Genomic DNA, 16,064 nt, shown 5'->3' with positions numbered 1-16,064 from the left:
GCCGTGGAGACGAGAGCCGTCGTTCTGTCCGGACCGAAGGAGCTGGGGCTCGAACCGATTTCGCTGGTCGATCCCGGTCCCGGCGATCTGGTCGTGGAGATCGCGCATTCCGGCATCTCGACCGGCACCGAAAAGCTGTTCTGGTCGGGCACGATGCCCCCCTTTCCGGGCATGGGCTACCCGCTGGTGCCGGGCTACGAGGCCGAAGGCGTGATCCTGGAGGCCGGCCCCGAAAGCGGCTTCAAGGTCGGCGAACGGGTCTTCGTGCCGGGCGCCAATTGCTTCAAGCCGCGCGAATCGGGCCCGGTCTTCGGGCTGTTCGGCGGCGCCTCGAACCACCTTGTCACCGCCGCCGGCCGCGTCACCCGCATCGACGCGGGCATGGGCCCCGAAGGCGCGCTTCTGGCGCTGGCGGCCACGGCGCGGCACGCCATCACCGGCTTTGACCGCGCGCTGCCCGACCTGATCGTGGGGCATGGCGTTCTGGGCCGGCTTCTGGCGCGGCTGACGCTGGCCGCGGGCGCGCCCGCCCCCACCGTCTGGGAGATCAACCCCGCGCGGCAGGGCGGTGCCACCGGCTATGAGGTGCTGCACCCCGACAACGACCCGCGCCGCGACTACAAGGCGGTCTATGACGTCTCGGGCGATGCCGGTCTTGTCGACACGCTGATCGGGCGCATCGCCAAGGGCGGCGAGGTCGTGCTGGCGGGCTTCTACACCGCGCCGATCCAATTCACCTTCACGCCGGCCTTCCTCAAGGAGGCCCGGCTCCGCGTGGCGGCCGAGTGGGCGCCCGAAGACCTGCTCGCCACGCGGGCCCTGATCGAGGCCGGGGCGCTGTCCCTTGCGGGCCTTGTCACCCACACCAGCCCGGCCAGCGAGGCGCCCTCGGCCTACGAGACCGCCTTCACCGACCCGGACTGCCTGAAGATGATCCTCGACTGGAAGGCCACCCCATGAGCCAAGGCGACACCACCATTGCCGATATCGACCGGAATCTGCGGGACGAGGCGGCCGAAGACCCCTCGCTCGAGCTTCCCGAGAGCGAACCCACCAAGAAGACGCAGATCATTGCGATCTATGGCAAGGGCGGGATCGGCAAATCCTTCACGCTGGCCAACCTTTCGCACATGATGGCCGAAATGGGGCTGCGCGTGCTGCTGATCGGCTGCGACCCGAAATCGGACACCACGTCGCTGCTGTTCGGGGGCCGCGCAACGCCAACGATCATCGAAACCTCGACCAAGAAGAAGCTGGCCGGCGAAGAGGTCAAGATCGGCGACGTCTGCTTCAAGCGGGGCGGGGTCTACGCGATGGAGCTGGGCGGGCCCGAGGTCGGCCGCGGCTGCGGGGGGCGCGGCATCATCCACGGCTTCGAACTGCTCGAGAAGCTGGGCTTTCATGACTGGGATTTCGACTACGTGCTGCTCGACTTCCTGGGTGACGTGGTCTGCGGCGGCTTCGGCCTGCCGATCGCGCGCGACATGGCGCAGAAGGTCATCATCGTCGGCTCGAACGACCTGCAATCGCTCTATGTGGCCAACAACGTCTGCTCGGCGGTGGAATATTTCCGCAAGCTGGGCGGCAATGTCGGCGTGGCGGGCATCGTCATCAACAAGGACGACGGCACCGGCGAGGCGCAGGCCTTCGCGCGCGAGGCCAATATCCCGATCCTGGCCGCGATCCCGATGGACGAGGAACTGCGCCGCAAGTCGGCCGCCTATCAGATCGTGGGCACCAAGGCCGGCCCCTGGGGCGACATGTTCGAGGCGCTGGCGCGCAACGTGGCCGAAGCGCCGCCGCTGCGTCCGCGTCCGCTGAGCCAGGACGAGCTGCTGGGGCTGTTCTCGGCCTCGGAAACCGGGGCGGATTTCGAGCTGGAGCCCGCCACCGACGAAGACATGCGCGGCAAGAACACCGCGCCCAAGAAATCGCTCGAAGTGGTCTACGACGATGTCTGAGAGCGGCCTTGAAAGGGGGAGGGCGGCATGAGCGAAGGCGCCCCGATCGAATCCTTGGGCTGTGCCTCGAAGGATGAACTGACCGCAGCCGCCGAGGCGGCGGGGAATTCCGAACTGCTGGCGCGGTTCCGGGCGGATTACCCGATGGGCCCGCATGACAGGCCCCAGAGCATGTGCCCGGCCTTCGGGTCGCTGCGCACGGGGCTGCGGATGCGCCGCGTGGCCAGCGTCATCTCGGGCTCGGCCTGCTGCACCTACGGGCTGTCCTTCGTCAGCCATTTCTACGGCGCGCGGCGCTCGATCGGCTATGTGCCGTTCAGTTCCGAGACGCTGGTGACGGGCAAGCTGTTCGAGGACATCCGCGACGCGGTGCACCAGCTGGCCGATCCCGAACGCTATGACGCGGTGGTGGTGACCAACCTGTGCGTGCCCACCGCCTCGGGGGTGCCGCTGAAGCTTTTGCCCTCCGAGATCAACGGCGTGCGCGTCGTGGCGATCGACGTGCCGGGCTTTGGCGTGCCGACCCATGCCGAGGCCAAGGACGTGCTGGCCGGCGCGATGTTGTCCTATGCCCGCCGCGAGGCCGAGGCCGGCCCGGTGCCGGCGCCCGCCTCGGGGCGCGCCGACCGTCCGACGCTGACCCTTCTGGGCGAGATGTTCCCGGCCGATCCGGTGATGATCGGGGCGCTTTTGGCGCCGCTGGGGCTGGCCGCGGGGCCGACCGTGCCCGCCCGCGAATGGCGCGAGCTTTATGCCGCGCTCGATTGCGGCGCGGTGGCGGCGATCCACCCGTTCTACACCTCGGCCATCCGCGAGTTTCAGACCGCCGGCCGCAAGGTCGTGGGCTCGGCGCCGGTCGGTGTCGACGGCACCCATGACTGGCTGGCCGCGGTGGGCGACGCCTTCGGCGTGCCCGCAGCCCAGGTCGAGGCGGCGCAGAACGCCTTCCTGCCCGCGATCCGCGGTGCGCTGGCGCAGGCCCCGATCAAGGGCACGATCACGCTGTCGGGCTATGAGGGCTCGGAGCTGCTGGTCGCGCGCCTGCTGATCGAGAGCGGCGCCCATGTCCCCTATGTCGGCACCGCCGTCGGGCGCACGCCCTGGTCCGACCCGGACCGCGAATGGCTCGAATCGCGCGGCGTGACGGTGAAGTTCCGCGCCTCGCTCGAGGATGACACCGCCGCGATGGAGGCGATCCGCCCGGATCTGGCCATCGGCACCACGCCGGTCGTGCAGAAGGCCAAGGCGATGTCGATCCCGGGGCTGTATTTCACCAACCTGATCTCGGCGCGTCCGCTGATGGGGCCGGCCGGGGCCGGCAGCCTGGGGCAGGTGGTCAATACCGCCATCGCCGGCAAGGAACGCATGGAAACCATGAAGGAATTCTTCGCCGGCGTGGGCGAGGGCGATACCGCCGGCATCTGGGAGGGAGAGCCCAATCTCCGCCCCGATTTCCGCGCGCTGCACCAGAAGAAGCTGGAAAAGGCCCAACGCGCCGCCAAGGCAGAGGAGATGATCTGAGATGACGCTGATCCTCGACCATGATCGCGCGGGCGGCTACTGGGGCGCGGTCTATGCCTTCTGCGCCGTGAAGGGCCTTCAGGTGGTGATCGACGGCCCCGTGGGCTGCGAGAACCTGCCCGTGACCTCGGTGCTGCATTACACCGACGGCCTGCCCCCGCACGAGCTGCCCATCGTGGTGACCGGCCTCGGCGAGGAGGAGCTGGGCCGCGAGGGCACCGAGGGCGCCATGTGGCGCGCCTGGAAGACGCTCGACCCGGCCTTGCCCGCCGTGGTGGTGACCGGCTCGATCGCCGAGATGATCGGCGGCGGCGTCACGCCCATGGGCACCAACATCCAGCGCTTCCTGCCCCGCACCATCGACGAGGACCAATGGGAAGCCGCCGACCGGGCGATGACCTGGATCTTCTCGGAATTCGGGATGACCAAGGGGCGCATGCCGCGCGAGGCCAAGCGCGAACCGGGCGCCAAGCCACGGGTCAACATCCTGGGGCCGATGTACGGGGTTTTCAACATGGCCTCGGACCTGCACGAGATCCGGCGCCTGGTCGAGGGAATCGGGGCCGAGGTGAACATGGTGATGCCGCTGGGCGCCCATGTCGCCGAGATGCGCAACCTGGTGAATGCCGACGTCAACATCGTCATGTATCGCGAATTCGGGCGCGGTCTGGCCGAGGTTCTGGGCAAGCCCTACCTGCAAGCGCCGATCGGGCTTGATTCGACCACGAAGTTCCTGCGCAAGCTGGGCGAGCTTCTGGATCTGGACCCCGAGCCCTTCATCGCCCGCGAGAAGCATTCGACGCTGAAGCCGCTGTGGGATCTGTGGCGATCCGTCACGCAGGACTTCTTTGCGACGGCGAATTTCGGGATCGTGGCCTCGGACACCTATGCCCGCGGCATTCGGTCCTTTCTCGAAAACGATCTCGGATTTCCGTGCAGCTTTTCCGTTTCGCGCAAGCGGGGGGAAAAGACCAATAACGAATCCGTGCGTGCAGCCCTGCGACAGCATCGTCCGCTGATCGTCTTCGGGTCGATCAACGAGAAAATTTACCTTGCAGAACTGCGCTCTGGGCATGGTCCGGCGCCGGTTTTCATCCCAGCTTCCTTCCCCGGCGCGGCGATCCGCCGCGCGACGGGCACCCCCTACATGGGCTATGCAGGAGCAGTGTGGTTGGTGCAGGAAGTTTGTAACGGTTTGTTCGATGCTCTGTTCCAGATCTTGCCTCTGGGAAGTGACCTCGACAGCGCCGAAGCGACCCCGGCAACACTGCGCAGGGATTTTCCGTGGGACGCCGATGCCCAGGCCGAACTGGACCGCATCGTGGCCGAACACCCGATCCTGACCCGGATCAGCGCCGCGCGCGCCTTGCGCGATGCAGCTGAGAAGGCGGCGCTCGAAGCGGGTGCTGAAAGGGTCGTCAAAGAGACCGTCGAGGCCTTGCGTGGCAAGGTTTCGATCTGACAAGGGGGATGAAACGATGACCGATCAACTCGGTGCACCCAGAGCCAAGGCCCACCGTGCGCAGCGGCTCGAATACAAGGTGTTCTTCGTTCTGATCTTCATGATCACATTGCCCTTCACCCTTCTGGGGTGGGCGCTCTCGCCGGTTCTCGGCGGTCGAGCCCCGGTCCAGGGGCCCGTGGCACGCGCGCTTGAGGAAGCGGGCGCGATCACGCCGATGATTTTCCTCGCCTGAAAGGGCGGGATACCGCTTTCGCCGCCCATGGTGGGCGGTGGAAATTCGGGGGGGCAGCCCGCCCGACCCGTAAACCCGGCCGCGGGGTGCGCGGCTTCAGTCTGACGATCCGGAGGATAATATGGCTGATAAAGACCTGAGCTTCACGGGGCTCACCGACCAGCAGGCGCAAGAACTGCATTCCGTGTACCTGAATGGCCTGTGGCTGTTCGTTGCGGTTGCGATCGTCGCGCACCTGGCCGTGTTCATCTGGAATCCGTGGTTCTGAGGAGGACTAAGACATGGCGAACTTCTACAAGATCTGGATGATCTTCGACCCCCGTCGCGTTTTCGTCGCGCAAGGCGTCTTCCTGTTCCTGCTCGCGGTGATGATCCACCTGATGCTGCTGAGCAACCCGGGCTTCAACTGGCTCGACCTCTCGAACGCGAAGTACGAGCGCGTCGCCGCCGAATAATCGGGAAAACCCGTTGTCGCGGGCGGTCCCGGTCGCCCGCGACACCAGAACAATCGGCATCGAGGTCCCAAAGCTGAAAGCTTCGGGCCGACAGAAAGCGGAGAGTGAAGCATGGCATTGCTCAGCTTCGAACGAAAATACCGCGTGCCGGGCGGCACGCTGATCGGCGGGAACCTGTTTGACTTCTGGGTCGGCCCTTTCTACGTCGGCTTCTTTGGGGTCACCGCGATCTTCTTCGCGGCTCTGGGCACGCTGATGATCCTCTTTGGAGCATCGTTGGGTGACACCTGGAACCCGCTGTTGATCTCCATCAACCCGCCCCCCCTTGAATATGGCCTTCATGGAGCTCCGCTCCGCGAGGGTGGCATCTGGCAGATCGTGACGATCTGCGCGATCGGGGCCTTCGTGTCCTGGGCTCTGCGCGAAGTCGAAATCTGCCGCAAACTGGGCATTGGCCTGCACATCCCCTTCGCCTTCGCTTTCGCGATCCTGGCTTATGTCTCGATCGTGGTGATCCGTCCGGCGCTGATGGGGGCCTGGGGCTACGGCTTCCAGTATGGCGTGTTCACGCACCTCGAGTGGGTGAGCAACACCGGCTACCAATACGGTAACTTCCACTACAACCCGCTGCACATGCTCGGCATCAGCCTGTTCTTCACGACCACGCTGGCGCTCGGTCTGCATGGCGCGCTTGTCCTTTCGGCCGCCAACCCCGAGCCGGGCAAGGAAATGCGCACCCCCGATCACGAAGACACCTTCTTCCGTGACCTCGTGGGCTATTCGATCGGCACGCTGGGTATTCACCGTCTGGGCCTTCTGCTGGCTCTCAATGCTGCCTTCTGGTCGGCTGCCTGTATCATCGTTTCCGGTACGGTCTGGTTCGATCCGTGGGTCGACTGGTGGAACTGGTGGTACGACCTGCCGTTCTGGGCCGACCTGTAAGCGGAGGAACCTGAAATGGAATATCAAAACATCTTCACGCAGGTTCAGGTCGCCGGCAAACCCGAGATGGGTCTGACCGAAGAGGTCGACCTCTCGAGCCGCACGACCGGCACCACCAGCTCGACGCTGGCGGGTTACTTCGGCAACGCGCAGATCGGCCCGATCTACCTGGGTTCGCTGGGCATCGCCTCGATCATGTTCGGCGCCATGTGGTTCCTCCTCGTTGGCATCGACTTCCTGCGTCAGGCCGATTGGTCGCCCGTGATCTTCATCCGCGAGCTGTTCCGCGCTGGCATGTTCCCGCCGCCCGAGGAATATGGCCTGGGCTTTGCGCCCCTGTGGGACGGTGGTCTGTGGATCATCGCGTCGTTCTTCCTGATGCTCTCGGTCCTGCTGTGGTGGGCCCGCACCTACAAACGTGCGGCTGACCTGGGCATGGGCAAGCACACCGCCTGGGCCTTTGCCGCGGCGCTGTGGCTGATGTTCTGCCTGAGCTTCTTCCGTCCGATCCTGATGGGATCGTGGTCGGAAGCCGTGCCCTACGGCATCTTCCCGCACCTGGATTGGACGAACAACTTCTCGCTCATTCACGGGAACCTGTTCTACAACCCCTTCCACGCGCTTTCGATCGCCTTCCTCTACGGTTCGACCATGCTCTTCGCCATGCACGGCGCCACCATCCTTGCGGTGTCGCGTCTGGGCGGCGAGCGCGAGCTGGAGCAGATCGTCGATCGCGGCACCGCGGCGGAACGTGCGGCTCTGTTCTGGCGCTGGACCATGGGCTTCAACGCCACCATGGAAGGCATCCACCGCTGGGCCTGGTGGTTTGCGGTTCTCACCCCGCTGACCGGTGGTATCGGCATCCTGCTCTCGGGCACGGTCGTCGAAAACTGGGCGCTCTGGGCCGAGATCCACGGCTTCAAAGCTCCGCTGTGATCCAGGAGGACCGGTACAATGGCTGAGAAACACTATCTCGAAGGCGCCACCAAGGCGGACATGGCGAAACTCGCCGCCACGGAGATGGGCAAGGGCATGGGCTATTCGGCGATCGTCTTCGTCGGTGTGACCTTCTTCGTCCTGTTCTTCACCTTCTTCGGTTCGTTCATGAGCGAGCGCACCCGCGAGGCGCCCTATCCGAACACCATCTTCCCCGTGAACGTGATGGACGGTAAATAAGACGCCGGCAGGCGCCCCCGGGCGCCAGGCCGAACCAATCGGGGCAGTCCTTCCGGGCTGCCCCGATTTTCGCATTTCGGGCCTCCCGCCCGCGGCGGTCCGGGCCGCGGCTGCGCGGCGATCCGGCGGCGCGGGCGGGGCCGCAGCCCAGATCATGTCTGGACAAGCGCGCCTGACACTTTAGCTTCGTTCCAGATTGCAGCCCAAAGCCGAGCCCGCCATGATCCCCGAAGACCACCCCGCCGCCCAATCCGACACGCCGCACCCCGACGCACCAGCATCCGGCGCACAGGCCACAGCCCCGGCCCTGCCCGACACGCTGGGCACGCCGCTTCTGGACCGGATCAGCGGGCCGGCCGATCTGCGCGGGCTGAGCGATGCCGAGCTGGTCGCGCTGGCCGATGAGCTGCGCCGCGAGGTGGTGGCCGATGTGGCGCGCACGGGCGGGCATCTGGCCTCGTCGCTGGGGGTGGTCGAGCTGACCGTCGCGCTGCATGCGGTGTTCAACACGCCCGCCGACAAGCTGGTCTGGGACGTGGGCCACCAATGCTACCCGCACAAGATCCTGACCGGGCGGCGCGCGGCGATGGCGGGGCTGCGCCAGAAGGACGGGATCTCGGGCTTCACCAAGCGCGCCGAAAGCCCCTATGACCCCTTCGGGGCGGCGCATTCCTCGACCTCGATCTCGGCGGCGCTGGGGTTTGCGCAGGGCCGCGAGCTGGGCGCGCCCACGGGCGATGCGATCGCGGTCATCGGGGATGGCTCGATCACCGCGGGCATGGCCTACGAGGCGATGAACCATGCCGGCGATCTGGGCACGCGGCTGTTCGTGATCCTGAACGACAACGACATGTCGATCGCGCCGCCGGTGGGGGCGATGTCGCAATATCTGACCCGGCTGGGCGAGACCCTGCCGCTGGCTGCGCTCAAGCAGGTGGCTGACGGTGTGGAATCGGCGCTGCCCGGCCCCTGGCGCGAGGGGGCGCGGCGCGCGCGGCGTCTGGTGACAGGGCTTCAGGGGGGCGCCACGCTCTTCGAGGAGCTGGGCTTCACCTATATCGGTCCGGTCGACGGCCATGACCTGCCCGAGCTGCTGGCCTGCCTGCGCGCGGCGCGGGCGCGGGCCGACGGGCCGGTGCTGATCCATGTCCAGACGGTCAAGGGCAAGGGCTATGCCCCCGCCGAGGCCGCGCCCGACACCTATCACGGGGTCGGCACGTTCGACCCGGCGACGGGGGTGGCGAAATCCAAGCCCGCGAATGCGCCCTCCTATACCTCGGTCTTCGGGCAGGCGCTGACCGCGGCCGCCGGGCGCGACCCCTCGATCATCGGGATCACCGCGGCCATGCCCTCGGGGACGGGGCTCGACATCATGGCGCGCCAATTCCCGCGCCGGGTCTTCGACGTGGGCATTGCCGAACAGCATGGCGTGACCTTTGCCGCGGCGCTGGCGGCGGCGGGGCTGCGGCCCTTCTGCGCGATCTATTCGACCTTCCTGCAACGCGGCTACGACCAGGTGGTGCATGACGTGGCGCTTCAGGGTCTGCCGGTGCGCTTTGCCATCGACCGCGCGGGGCTGGTGGGGCAGGACGGCGCCACCCATGCCGGCAGCTTCGACATCGCCTTCCTGGCGAACCTGCCGAACATGGTGGTGATGGCCGCCGCCGACGAGGCCGAGCTGGTCCATATGGTCGAGACCGCCGTGGCCCATGACGACGGGCCCATCGCGTTTCGCTATCCGCGCGGCGCGGGCCGGGGCGTGCCGATCCCCGAACGCGGCGAGGTTCTCGAGATCGGCCGGGGCCGTATCCTGCGCGAGGGGACCGATGTGGCGATCCTGTCCTATGGCGCGCATCTGGGCGAATGCCTGGCCGCGGCCGAGGCGCTGGCGGGGCAGGGCATCTCGGCCACCGTGGCCGATGCACGCTTTGCCCGCCCGCTCGACACCGATCTGATCGACCGGCTGGTGGCGCATCACGGCGGGCTGGTGACGGTGGAGCAGGGCGCCTCGGGCGGTTTCGGCGCGCATGTGCTGCACCATCTGGCGGCCTCGGGGCGGCTGGACGGCGGCCTGCGCGTGCGCACGATGATGCTGCCCGATCGCTTCATCGACCAGGCCAGCCCGGCCGAGATGTATGCCGAAGCCGGCCTGACCGCCGGCGACATTGCCGCCACCGCACGCGTGGTTTCGGGGCGCGGATGACAGGGCCGGGGCGCGCCCGAGACAGCGCCCCCTGCCCGAAGGACAGTGGCGCCGCGCGACGCCCAAAATGAAAAAGGCCCGTGACCGGTCCCGCAAAGGGGCGCCGTGTCACGGGCAGAACGGCCACCAACGGGATGTGGCCAGTGTTTCCGACACTGCGCGATGCGCAGACAGGAACGCGGGAATTCAGGGGGCGGCGTCAGCGGCGCCGTGCGACGGTCTCGATCTCGGCGCGGGTCAGGCCGATGTCGTCAAGCTCGCGGTCCGAAAGCATCTGCAAGGCGGCGCGGGTATGGCGGGCGTCATTCCACGCCTCGAAGGCCGTCACCAGCGGCTGGAGAAAACCGGCCAGACTGTGCCGTCGCGTGCCATGGGCGATGTCGAAAACGGACATCTTGGCCCTCCTTTCCGTGTTCACAAACTGCGTGTCTTGCGGGCATCGGTGCCCCTTGGGTGCTAGATTGATCGGACAATCAACAAAGGCAAGGGGTGGAAATTCAGCCCCGAGATGCGATTTCTGCATGGGTTTTCGGTGTGTTAAGCAGCTGCTACGGCAGTGTTGCGCTTCGTGAATGTCAGGGCCGAAAACCGGTCGCTTTCGGTCGGGCGAATGTCGAAAACCGACATCGCGTCAGCGACCTCGTGCATGTCGCGTGATTGTGCCGCTCTTTCGGATGTTCGCTTTTCGTGCTAGTCAGGGACAAAAGGCCACAGGCGCCGCGGCGGCTTTTCGCGGGGTCCGGCGGCGCAGAGGCGGCAGGGGCAGGGGACCGGCATGCGGGTTTTGGGAATCGATCCGGGGTTGCGCAACCTCGGCTGGGGCGTGATCGAGGTGGACGGGCCGCGGCTGCGCCATGTCGCCAACGGCATCATCCATTCGGCGGGCGACGATCTGGCCCGGCGTCTCGTGGCGCTGCATGCGGGCCTGACCGAGGTGCTGCGCGAACACGCCCCCGACACCGCCGCGGTCGAACAGACCTTCGTCAACAAGGACGCCGTGGCCACGCTCAAGCTGGGTCAGGCGCGGGGCATCGCGCTTCTGGTGCCGGCGCAGGCGGGGCTTGAGGTCGGGGAATATGCCCCCAATGCGGTCAAGAAGGCCGTGGTGGGCGTGGGCCATGCCGAGAAGCGCCAGGTCGAGCATATGGTGCGTTTCCAGCTGCCGGGGGTGGATCTGGCCGGGCCCGACGCGGCCGATGCGCTGGCGGTGGCGATCTGCCATGCCCACCACCTGCAAGGGGCGGGCCGCATGGCGCGCGCGCTGGGGCAGGCGGGCCGGGGTGTGGCGCGGGCCGGGGGCGTGGCATGATCGGGCGGCTGTCGGGCGTGATCGTCCACCGGGCGATGGACCATGTGATGATCGACGTGCGCGGGGTGGGCTATATCGTCCATGTCTCGGCGCGCACGGCCGCCAGCCTGCCGCCGGTGGGCGAGGCCTGCATTCTCTACACCGACCTTCTGGTGCGCGAGGATCTGCTCCAGCTTTTCGGCTTTACCAGCCTGATCGAGAAGGAATGGCACCGCCTGCTGACCTCGGTGCAGGGGATCGGCGCCAAGGCGTCGCTGGCCATTCTGGGCACGCTGGGGGCCGAGGGGGTCTCGCGCGCGGTGGCGCTGGGGGATTGGGGGGCGGTGCGGGCCGCGCCCGGTGTCGGGCCGAAGCTGGCGCAGCGCGTGGTGATGGAGCTGAAGGACAAGGCGCCCAATGTCATGGCGATGGGCGCGACGCTCAGCGTCGATGTCACCCCCGCCGCCGAGGATCCCGATCCGCCCGCCCCGCGCCGCGGCAAGGCGGCTGCGGCCGCCGCTGCGCCTTCGGGGGCCGCTGCGGCGCAGGCCGACGCGCTCTCGGCGCTGGTGAACCTGGGCTATGGGCGCTCGGAGGCGGCCTCGGCGGTGGCTGAGGCGGGTGGAGGGGGCGAGGCCGAGACCGGCGCGCTGATCCGCGCGGCGCTGCGGCTGCTGGCGCCCAAGGGCTGAGGCGCGGAAGGGGGGTGAACGGAAGGGGCGGGACGCTTCGTCCCCTTGCCGGGCCGCGGGCCCCTGCCCATATCCGACGCAACGGGGGCGGCCCGCCCTCGCGTAGCTAGGGAGAGTGTCAAGAGATGTTCCGGACCGCATTGCTCATGGCCGCGATGACGGCGCTGTTCATGGGCCTGGGCTATCTGGTGGGCGGCACGACCGGCATGGCGATTGCGCTGGTCTTTGGCGGGGTCACCAATATCTGGGCCTGGTGGAATTCGGACCAGATGGTCCTGCGGATGCACAATGCCCGGCCGCTGCCGCCCGAGGCCGCGCCCGATCTGCATGCCATGCTGACGCGGCTTTGCGCGCGCGCGGGCCTGCCGGTGCCTGCGCTCTATCTGATCGAGACCGACCAGCCCAACGCCTTTGCCACCGGGCGCGACCCCGACCATGCCGCCGTGGCGGTGACGCGCGGGCTTCTGGCGACGCTGGGCCGCGACGAGATCGAAGGCGTGATCGCCCACGAGCTGGGCCATATCAAGGCGCGCGACACGCTGACCATGACCATCACCGCGACGCTGGCCGGTGCCATCTCGATGCTGGCCAATTTCGCGCTGTTCTTCGGCGGTGGCGATGACGAGGACCGCCCGCTGGGCCCGATCGGGGCGATCGCGCTGATGATCCTGGCGCCGATGGGGGCGATGCTGGTGCAGATGGCGATCTCGCGCGCGCGGGAATACGAGGCCGACCGCGCCGCCGCCGAGATGACCGGCGCGCCGATGGCGCTGGCCTCGGCGCTCAAGCGGATCGAGGCGCTGGCGCGCGGGCAGGTGATGGCCTCGGCCGAACGCAACCCGGCCTCGGCGCATGTGTTCATCTCGAACCCGCTGTCGGGACGCGGGGCGGACAATCTGTTCGCCACCCACCCGGCCACCGAAAACCGTGTGGCGGCGCTGGCGGCGCTGGCCGCGGATCAGCAGCCGCGGCGGATGGACACGGCGCGGCCCCGAACGCAGCCCACCCCGCAGCGTCCAGCGCAGACGCGTATCCCGCGGGTGGGGCGCAACAAGGGGCCGTGGAGCTGAGACCGGCCGCCGGACGGGGGCGGCCCCGGCGGGTCTTTCAGCCCGCCTCGTCCTCGGCCGCCAGATCGAGCGCCGGCGCCGGTGCCGCCAGATCGGTGATGCCCAGGGGCCGCGTCGGGCGCGCCAGGCGGTTGCGCACGACCCAGATCAGGCGCTCCTCGGCGCGGGTGATCGCCACATAGGCCAGCCGTTTCCACAGCGGCAACCCGGCCTCGGACCGGCCGGCCCGCGCGGCGGCATAGATGTCGGGGGCAAAGACCTGCACCGACGGCCACTGGCTGCCCTGCGCCTTGTGGATGGTGACGGCGGCGCCATGCAGGAACACCGCCCCCATGCGCGCGGCGAAGGGAATGAAGGGGTCTTCCTCGTCGGGGCTCTCGATCTTGACGATCGAGGCCGCCGAGAGCCGCGGATCCTCGGCGCCCAGCACATGCAGCCGTGAAAAGCCCGGCTTGCGCCCCGGCCCCAGATAGATCACCTGCGCCCCCTTGATGAGGCCGCGCGCCTCGAGGTCGATGCGCTTCTTGCGGTGCTTGAGGGGCAGCTCGATCCCGTCGCAGATCAGCGGCTCGCCGGGCAGCAGCTCTTCGGTGGTGGCGCCATGTGCGGTGCGGAAGGCCGCGATCAGGCGCACCCGCGTGGCATTGCGCCAGACCAGGACCGGCGAGCGCGCCATCAGATCGGCGTCCACGCGCTCGGCCCAGATCACGCGGGGATCGCGCGCGGCCGCGGTTTCGATCATGCGCTCGAAATCCTCGAAGCGCAGGTCGGGATCGGCCAGCGCATGGGCCAGATCCAGGATCGGATTGTCGTCGGCCTGCCGGTGAATGCGCGCCAGATGCACGCGCTGGGGCGCGGCCAGCTTCTCGAAGACCATCTCGCCCGAGGCCCCCACCGGCGCCAGCTGCGCGGGGTCGCCGAACAGGATCAGCGTCGGGAAGATCTCGCGCAGGTCGTCGAACTGGCGCTCGTCCAGCATCGAGGCCTCGTCGACGAAGCCCACGTCCAGCGGATCCTCGCGCCGCTTCCAGCCGCGGATGAAATCCGACCCGCGCAGCCCCGCCGCCGCCAGCGCACCGGGGATCGACTTGACCTGATCGTGGAACGCCTTGGCGCGGTCCAGCGCCTCCTCGGTCAGATCCTTGACGCCCAGCGTCTCGAGACGGGGGCGTTCGCCCTGACCGGCCAGCCATTCGGCAATGGCCTCGTATTGGGGGTCGTAGATCGGGGTATAGAGAATGCGGTGGATCGTGGTGGCCGGCACCCCGCGTCCGCGCAGCACCGAGGCGGCCTTGTTGGTGGGCGCCAGGATCGCGAGCGTCCGGCGGTCCTTGCGACGCTTGCCCTCCCAGTCGCCCGAGACGACCTCGACCCCGGCCTCGGTCAGCGCGCGCGCCAGCTGCGCCAGAAGCATGGTCTTGCCCGAGCCCGCCTTGCCGGTGATGGCCAGAACCCGCGCCGTGCCCCCTTCGGGCAGGAGGGTGCCGTCGAGAATGTCGATCCCCGCCGCCTCGAGCGCCCCCGCCACCCGGTCCCAGGCCTCGGCCTGATCGGGCGAGAACTGGAGCGCCGGGGCGGGCGCGACGGTGGGGTCGTCGGTGGGCCCGTCGGAGGGGGCTTCGGTGGGCGTGCTGTCAGTCATGGCGTGGGGCGGGGCGTTGCATGGCCCTTCCATAGCCGCGCCCCGGCGCCCGTGCCAATGAAAAGCGTCGCCCCCCATTCGGGGGACGGCGCCGGTTTCGCATGCGATGGGGGGGACGCTCAGTCGTCCTCGTCAATCTTGGCGAGGCGCCGGTCCTCCTGCATCTCCAGCCACATGGCGTTGACCACCGCGATCAGCGCCGCCAGAGGCAGACCCAGAATCCAGGCAAAATACCACATCTCGGGTTCTCCTTGCTCAGTAGACGCTATCGGAATGGCTGCGGACGTCGTCTTCGGTGACCTTGCCCCACAGCACCTTGTAGACCCAGGCCGTGTAGGCAAGGATCATCGGCATGAAGATGATGGCGCTGACCAGCATCACGAACAGCGTCAGATGCGAGGACGAGCTGTCCCAGACCGTCAGCGAGGCATCGGGGTTCAGCGACGACGGCAGGATGAACGGGAACATCGTCAGCCCGACCGAGGAGATCACGCCAAAGATGCCCAGCTTCGAGAAGAGCAGCGTCGAGCCCTGACGCCCGGCACGCAGGCCACGCGCCGCCATCACCATGCCGAAGAGACCCAGGATCGGCGCGATGGCGATCCAGGGACGGGTGCCATAGGCCGCAAGCCAGCTGTCCGAGCGCACCACCTCCGACATGAGCGGGTTCGACGGGCCGTCCGTGGGCACATCCCCCACGAAGGCATAGCCGGGGATGAAGTTCAGCCAGACGCCGGCGCCGGCATAGGCCACGATCGCCACGATCCCGGCATAGAAGCCGATGTCCTGGGCGCGGAAGGCCACCGGGCCCTCGGCCTTGAACGACAGCCAGGCCGCGCCGTGCATCACCAGCATGGCCAGCGACACGACGCCTGCCAGGAGGGCGAACGGGTTCAGAAGGCCCAGGAACTTGGCCCAGAACACGCCCGGATAGAGCGGCAGCAGGTCGGGGTTCAGATCGAACGGCACGCCTTGCAGCACATTGCCCATGGCCACGCCGAAGATCAGCGCCGGCACCGCACCGCCGACGAACAGCGCCCAGTCCCAGGCCGACCGCCAGGCCGCGCTGTCGCGCTTGGAGCGATACTTGAAGCCCACGGGCCGCAGGATCAGCGCGGCAAGAACCGCGAACATCGCCAGATAGAAGCCCGAGAAGCTGACTGCATAGAGCGGGGGCCAGGCGGCGAAGATCGCGCCGCCGCCCAGGATGAACCAGACCTGGTTGCCTTCCCAGATCGGGCCCACGGTATTGATCGCCACGCGGCGCTCGGTGTCGGTGCGCCCGACGAAGGGAATGAGCGCACCGACCCCGAGGTCGAAGCCGTCGGTCAGCGCGAAACCGATCAGCAGCACCCCCAGCAGCAGCCACCAGACCACGCGGAGGAATTCGTAGCTCAGAAATTCATGCAGGATCATC

Annotated in this window: 18 protein-coding genes; 14 read left to right on the top strand and 4 right to left on the bottom strand. The window is 67.9% G+C overall.

Features of this window, described 5'->3' with window-relative positions:
• Positions 1-3 precede the first annotated feature (3 nt).
• From bchC to dxs, 11 genes are all read left to right on the top strand, one after another.
• On the top strand, positions 4-960 hold the full coding sequence (bchC, locus tag BW949_RS02835) for a chlorophyll synthesis pathway protein BchC (RefSeq protein ID WP_076363373.1): 957 nt from the start codon (positions 4-6) through the stop codon (positions 958-960).
• On the top strand, positions 957-1,961 hold the full coding sequence (locus tag BW949_RS02830) for a chlorophyllide a reductase iron protein subunit X (protein WP_076363372.1): 1,005 nt from the start codon (positions 957-959) through the stop codon (positions 1,959-1,961). Before bchC ends, BW949_RS02830 begins: the two co-directional genes overlap by 4 nt.
• 27 nt (positions 1,962-1,988) lie before the next feature.
• The gene (gene bchY, locus BW949_RS02825) at positions 1,989-3,482 is read left to right on the top strand and encodes a chlorophyllide a reductase subunit Y (RefSeq protein WP_076363371.1); all 1,494 of its coding nucleotides are present in this window, start codon (positions 1,989-1,991) and stop codon (positions 3,480-3,482) included.
• Position 3,483: 1 nt separating this feature from the next.
• The gene (gene bchZ, locus BW949_RS02820; RefSeq protein ID WP_076363370.1) at positions 3,484-4,944 is read left to right on the top strand and encodes a chlorophyllide a reductase subunit Z; all 1,461 of its coding nucleotides are present in this window, start codon (positions 3,484-3,486) and stop codon (positions 4,942-4,944) included.
• A gap of 16 nt (positions 4,945-4,960) precedes the next feature.
• Positions 4,961-5,179 (top strand): cytochrome PufQ, encoded by a 219-nt coding sequence (gene pufQ, locus BW949_RS02815; protein WP_076363369.1) that lies wholly within the window; start codon positions 4,961-4,963, stop codon positions 5,177-5,179.
• 121 nt (positions 5,180-5,300) lie between these two features.
• Positions 5,301-5,447: a light-harvesting antenna LH1, beta subunit gene (gene pufB, locus BW949_RS02810; RefSeq protein WP_076363368.1), complete on the top strand. Its 147-nt coding sequence runs from the start codon at positions 5,301-5,303 to the stop codon at positions 5,445-5,447.
• Positions 5,448-5,460: 13 nt separating this feature from the next.
• Complete coding sequence (gene pufA, locus BW949_RS02805; RefSeq protein WP_076363367.1) at positions 5,461-5,634, top strand: light-harvesting antenna LH1, alpha subunit; 174 nt, start codon at positions 5,461-5,463, stop codon at positions 5,632-5,634.
• 111 nt (positions 5,635-5,745) lie between these two features.
• The gene (gene pufL / locus BW949_RS02800) at positions 5,746-6,576 is read left to right on the top strand and encodes a photosynthetic reaction center subunit L (RefSeq protein ID WP_076363366.1); all 831 of its coding nucleotides are present in this window, start codon (positions 5,746-5,748) and stop codon (positions 6,574-6,576) included.
• Positions 6,577-6,591: 15 nt separating this feature from the next.
• Positions 6,592-7,512: a photosynthetic reaction center subunit M gene (pufM, locus tag BW949_RS02795; protein ID WP_076363365.1), complete on the top strand. Its 921-nt coding sequence runs from the start codon at positions 6,592-6,594 to the stop codon at positions 7,510-7,512.
• An 18-nt stretch (positions 7,513-7,530) separates the two neighbouring features.
• A complete protein-coding gene (gene pufX, locus BW949_RS02790; RefSeq protein WP_076363364.1) occupies positions 7,531-7,752 on the top strand; it encodes an RC-LH1 core complex protein PufX in 222 nt (73 codons plus the stop codon).
• A 220-nt stretch (positions 7,753-7,972) separates the two neighbouring features.
• Positions 7,973-9,955, top strand: a complete 1,983-nt coding sequence (gene dxs / locus BW949_RS02785; protein ID WP_083947544.1) for a 1-deoxy-D-xylulose-5-phosphate synthase — start codon at positions 7,973-7,975, stop codon at positions 9,953-9,955.
• Between the two features lie 199 nt (positions 9,956-10,154).
• Here dxs and BW949_RS02780 read toward each other — a convergent pair whose 3' ends face one another.
• On the bottom strand, positions 10,155-10,349 hold the full coding sequence (locus tag BW949_RS02780) for a DUF1127 domain-containing protein (RefSeq protein WP_083947543.1): 195 nt from the start codon (positions 10,347-10,349) through the stop codon (positions 10,155-10,157).
• A 381-nt stretch (positions 10,350-10,730) separates the two neighbouring features.
• Here BW949_RS02780 and ruvC point away from each other — a divergent pair, with 381 nt between their 5' ends.
• From ruvC to htpX, 3 genes are all read left to right on the top strand, one after another.
• Positions 10,731-11,264: a crossover junction endodeoxyribonuclease RuvC gene (gene ruvC / locus BW949_RS02775; RefSeq protein ID WP_076363363.1), complete on the top strand. Its 534-nt coding sequence runs from the start codon at positions 10,731-10,733 to the stop codon at positions 11,262-11,264.
• The gene (gene ruvA / locus BW949_RS02770; RefSeq protein ID WP_076363362.1) at positions 11,261-11,935 is read left to right on the top strand and encodes a Holliday junction branch migration protein RuvA; all 675 of its coding nucleotides are present in this window, start codon (positions 11,261-11,263) and stop codon (positions 11,933-11,935) included. Before ruvC ends, ruvA begins: the two co-directional genes overlap by 4 nt.
• A 125-nt stretch (positions 11,936-12,060) precedes the next feature.
• Positions 12,061-13,005, top strand: coding sequence for a zinc metalloprotease HtpX (gene htpX / locus BW949_RS02765; RefSeq protein ID WP_076363361.1), 945 nt, complete (start codon positions 12,061-12,063; stop codon positions 13,003-13,005).
• 37 nt (positions 13,006-13,042) lie between these two features.
• Here the strand turns inward: htpX and BW949_RS02760 are convergent, their stop codons facing one another.
• The 3 genes from BW949_RS02760 to cydB form a co-directional block, all read right to left on the bottom strand.
• Positions 13,043-14,647 carry an ATP-dependent DNA helicase gene (locus BW949_RS02760; protein ID WP_076363360.1) on the bottom strand — a complete coding sequence of 535 codons (1,605 nt, stop codon included), beginning with the start codon at positions 14,645-14,647 and terminating at the stop codon, positions 13,043-13,045.
• Between the two features lie 119 nt (positions 14,648-14,766).
• A complete protein-coding gene (gene cydX / locus BW949_RS02755; RefSeq protein ID WP_076363359.1) occupies positions 14,767-14,886 on the bottom strand; it encodes a cytochrome bd-I oxidase subunit CydX in 120 nt (39 codons plus the stop codon).
• Positions 14,887-14,902: 16 nt separating this feature from the next.
• Positions 14,903-16,063: a cytochrome d ubiquinol oxidase subunit II gene (gene cydB / locus BW949_RS02750; RefSeq protein ID WP_076363358.1), complete on the bottom strand. Its 1,161-nt coding sequence runs from the start codon at positions 16,061-16,063 to the stop codon at positions 14,903-14,905.
• Position 16,064 lies beyond the last annotated feature (1 nt).

The organism is Phaeovulum vinaykumarii, from assembly GCF_900156695.1.
In the GTDB taxonomy this organism is placed as follows: Bacteria; Pseudomonadota; Alphaproteobacteria; order Rhodobacterales; family Rhodobacteraceae; genus Bieblia_A; species Bieblia_A vinaykumarii.
Note: the sequence above shows the minus strand (reverse complement) of the source record. Positions and strands in the feature narration are given on the sequence as shown.

Bases quoted from the DNA above. Each gene is read 5' to 3' on its own strand.
- BW949_RS02830 (WP_076363372.1), top strand. From the start codon at position 957: ATGAGCCAAGGCGACACCACCATTGCCGATATCGACCGGAATCTGCGG.
- bchY (WP_076363371.1), top strand. From the start codon at position 1,989: ATGAGCGAAGGCGCCCCGATCGAATCCTTGGGCTGTGCCTCGAAGGAT.
- bchZ (WP_076363370.1), top strand. From the start codon at position 3,484: ATGACGCTGATCCTCGACCATGATCGCGCGGGCGGCTACTGGGGCGCG.
- pufQ (WP_076363369.1), top strand. From the start codon at position 4,961: ATGACCGATCAACTCGGTGCACCCAGAGCCAAGGCCCACCGTGCGCAG.
- pufB (WP_076363368.1), top strand. From the start codon at position 5,301: ATGGCTGATAAAGACCTGAGCTTCACGGGGCTCACCGACCAGCAGGCG.
- pufA (WP_076363367.1), top strand. From the start codon at position 5,461: ATGGCGAACTTCTACAAGATCTGGATGATCTTCGACCCCCGTCGCGTT.
- pufL (WP_076363366.1), top strand. From the start codon at position 5,746: ATGGCATTGCTCAGCTTCGAACGAAAATACCGCGTGCCGGGCGGCACG.
- pufM (WP_076363365.1), top strand. From the start codon at position 6,592: ATGGAATATCAAAACATCTTCACGCAGGTTCAGGTCGCCGGCAAACCC.
- pufX (WP_076363364.1), top strand. From the start codon at position 7,531: ATGGCTGAGAAACACTATCTCGAAGGCGCCACCAAGGCGGACATGGCG.
- dxs (WP_083947544.1), top strand. From the start codon at position 7,973: ATGATCCCCGAAGACCACCCCGCCGCCCAATCCGACACGCCGCACCCC.
- BW949_RS02780 (WP_083947543.1), bottom strand. From the start codon at position 10,349: ATGTCCGTTTTCGACATCGCCCATGGCACGCGACGGCACAGTCTGGCC.
- ruvC (WP_076363363.1), top strand. From the start codon at position 10,731: ATGCGGGTTTTGGGAATCGATCCGGGGTTGCGCAACCTCGGCTGGGGC.
- ruvA (WP_076363362.1), top strand. From the start codon at position 11,261: ATGATCGGGCGGCTGTCGGGCGTGATCGTCCACCGGGCGATGGACCAT.
- htpX (WP_076363361.1), top strand. From the start codon at position 12,061: ATGTTCCGGACCGCATTGCTCATGGCCGCGATGACGGCGCTGTTCATG.
- BW949_RS02760 (WP_076363360.1), bottom strand. From the start codon at position 14,647: ATGACTGACAGCACGCCCACCGAAGCCCCCTCCGACGGGCCCACCGAC.
- cydX (WP_076363359.1), bottom strand. From the start codon at position 14,886: ATGTGGTATTTTGCCTGGATTCTGGGTCTGCCTCTGGCGGCGCTGATC.
- cydB (WP_076363358.1), bottom strand. From the start codon at position 16,063: ATGATCCTGCATGAATTTCTGAGCTACGAATTCCTCCGCGTGGTCTGG.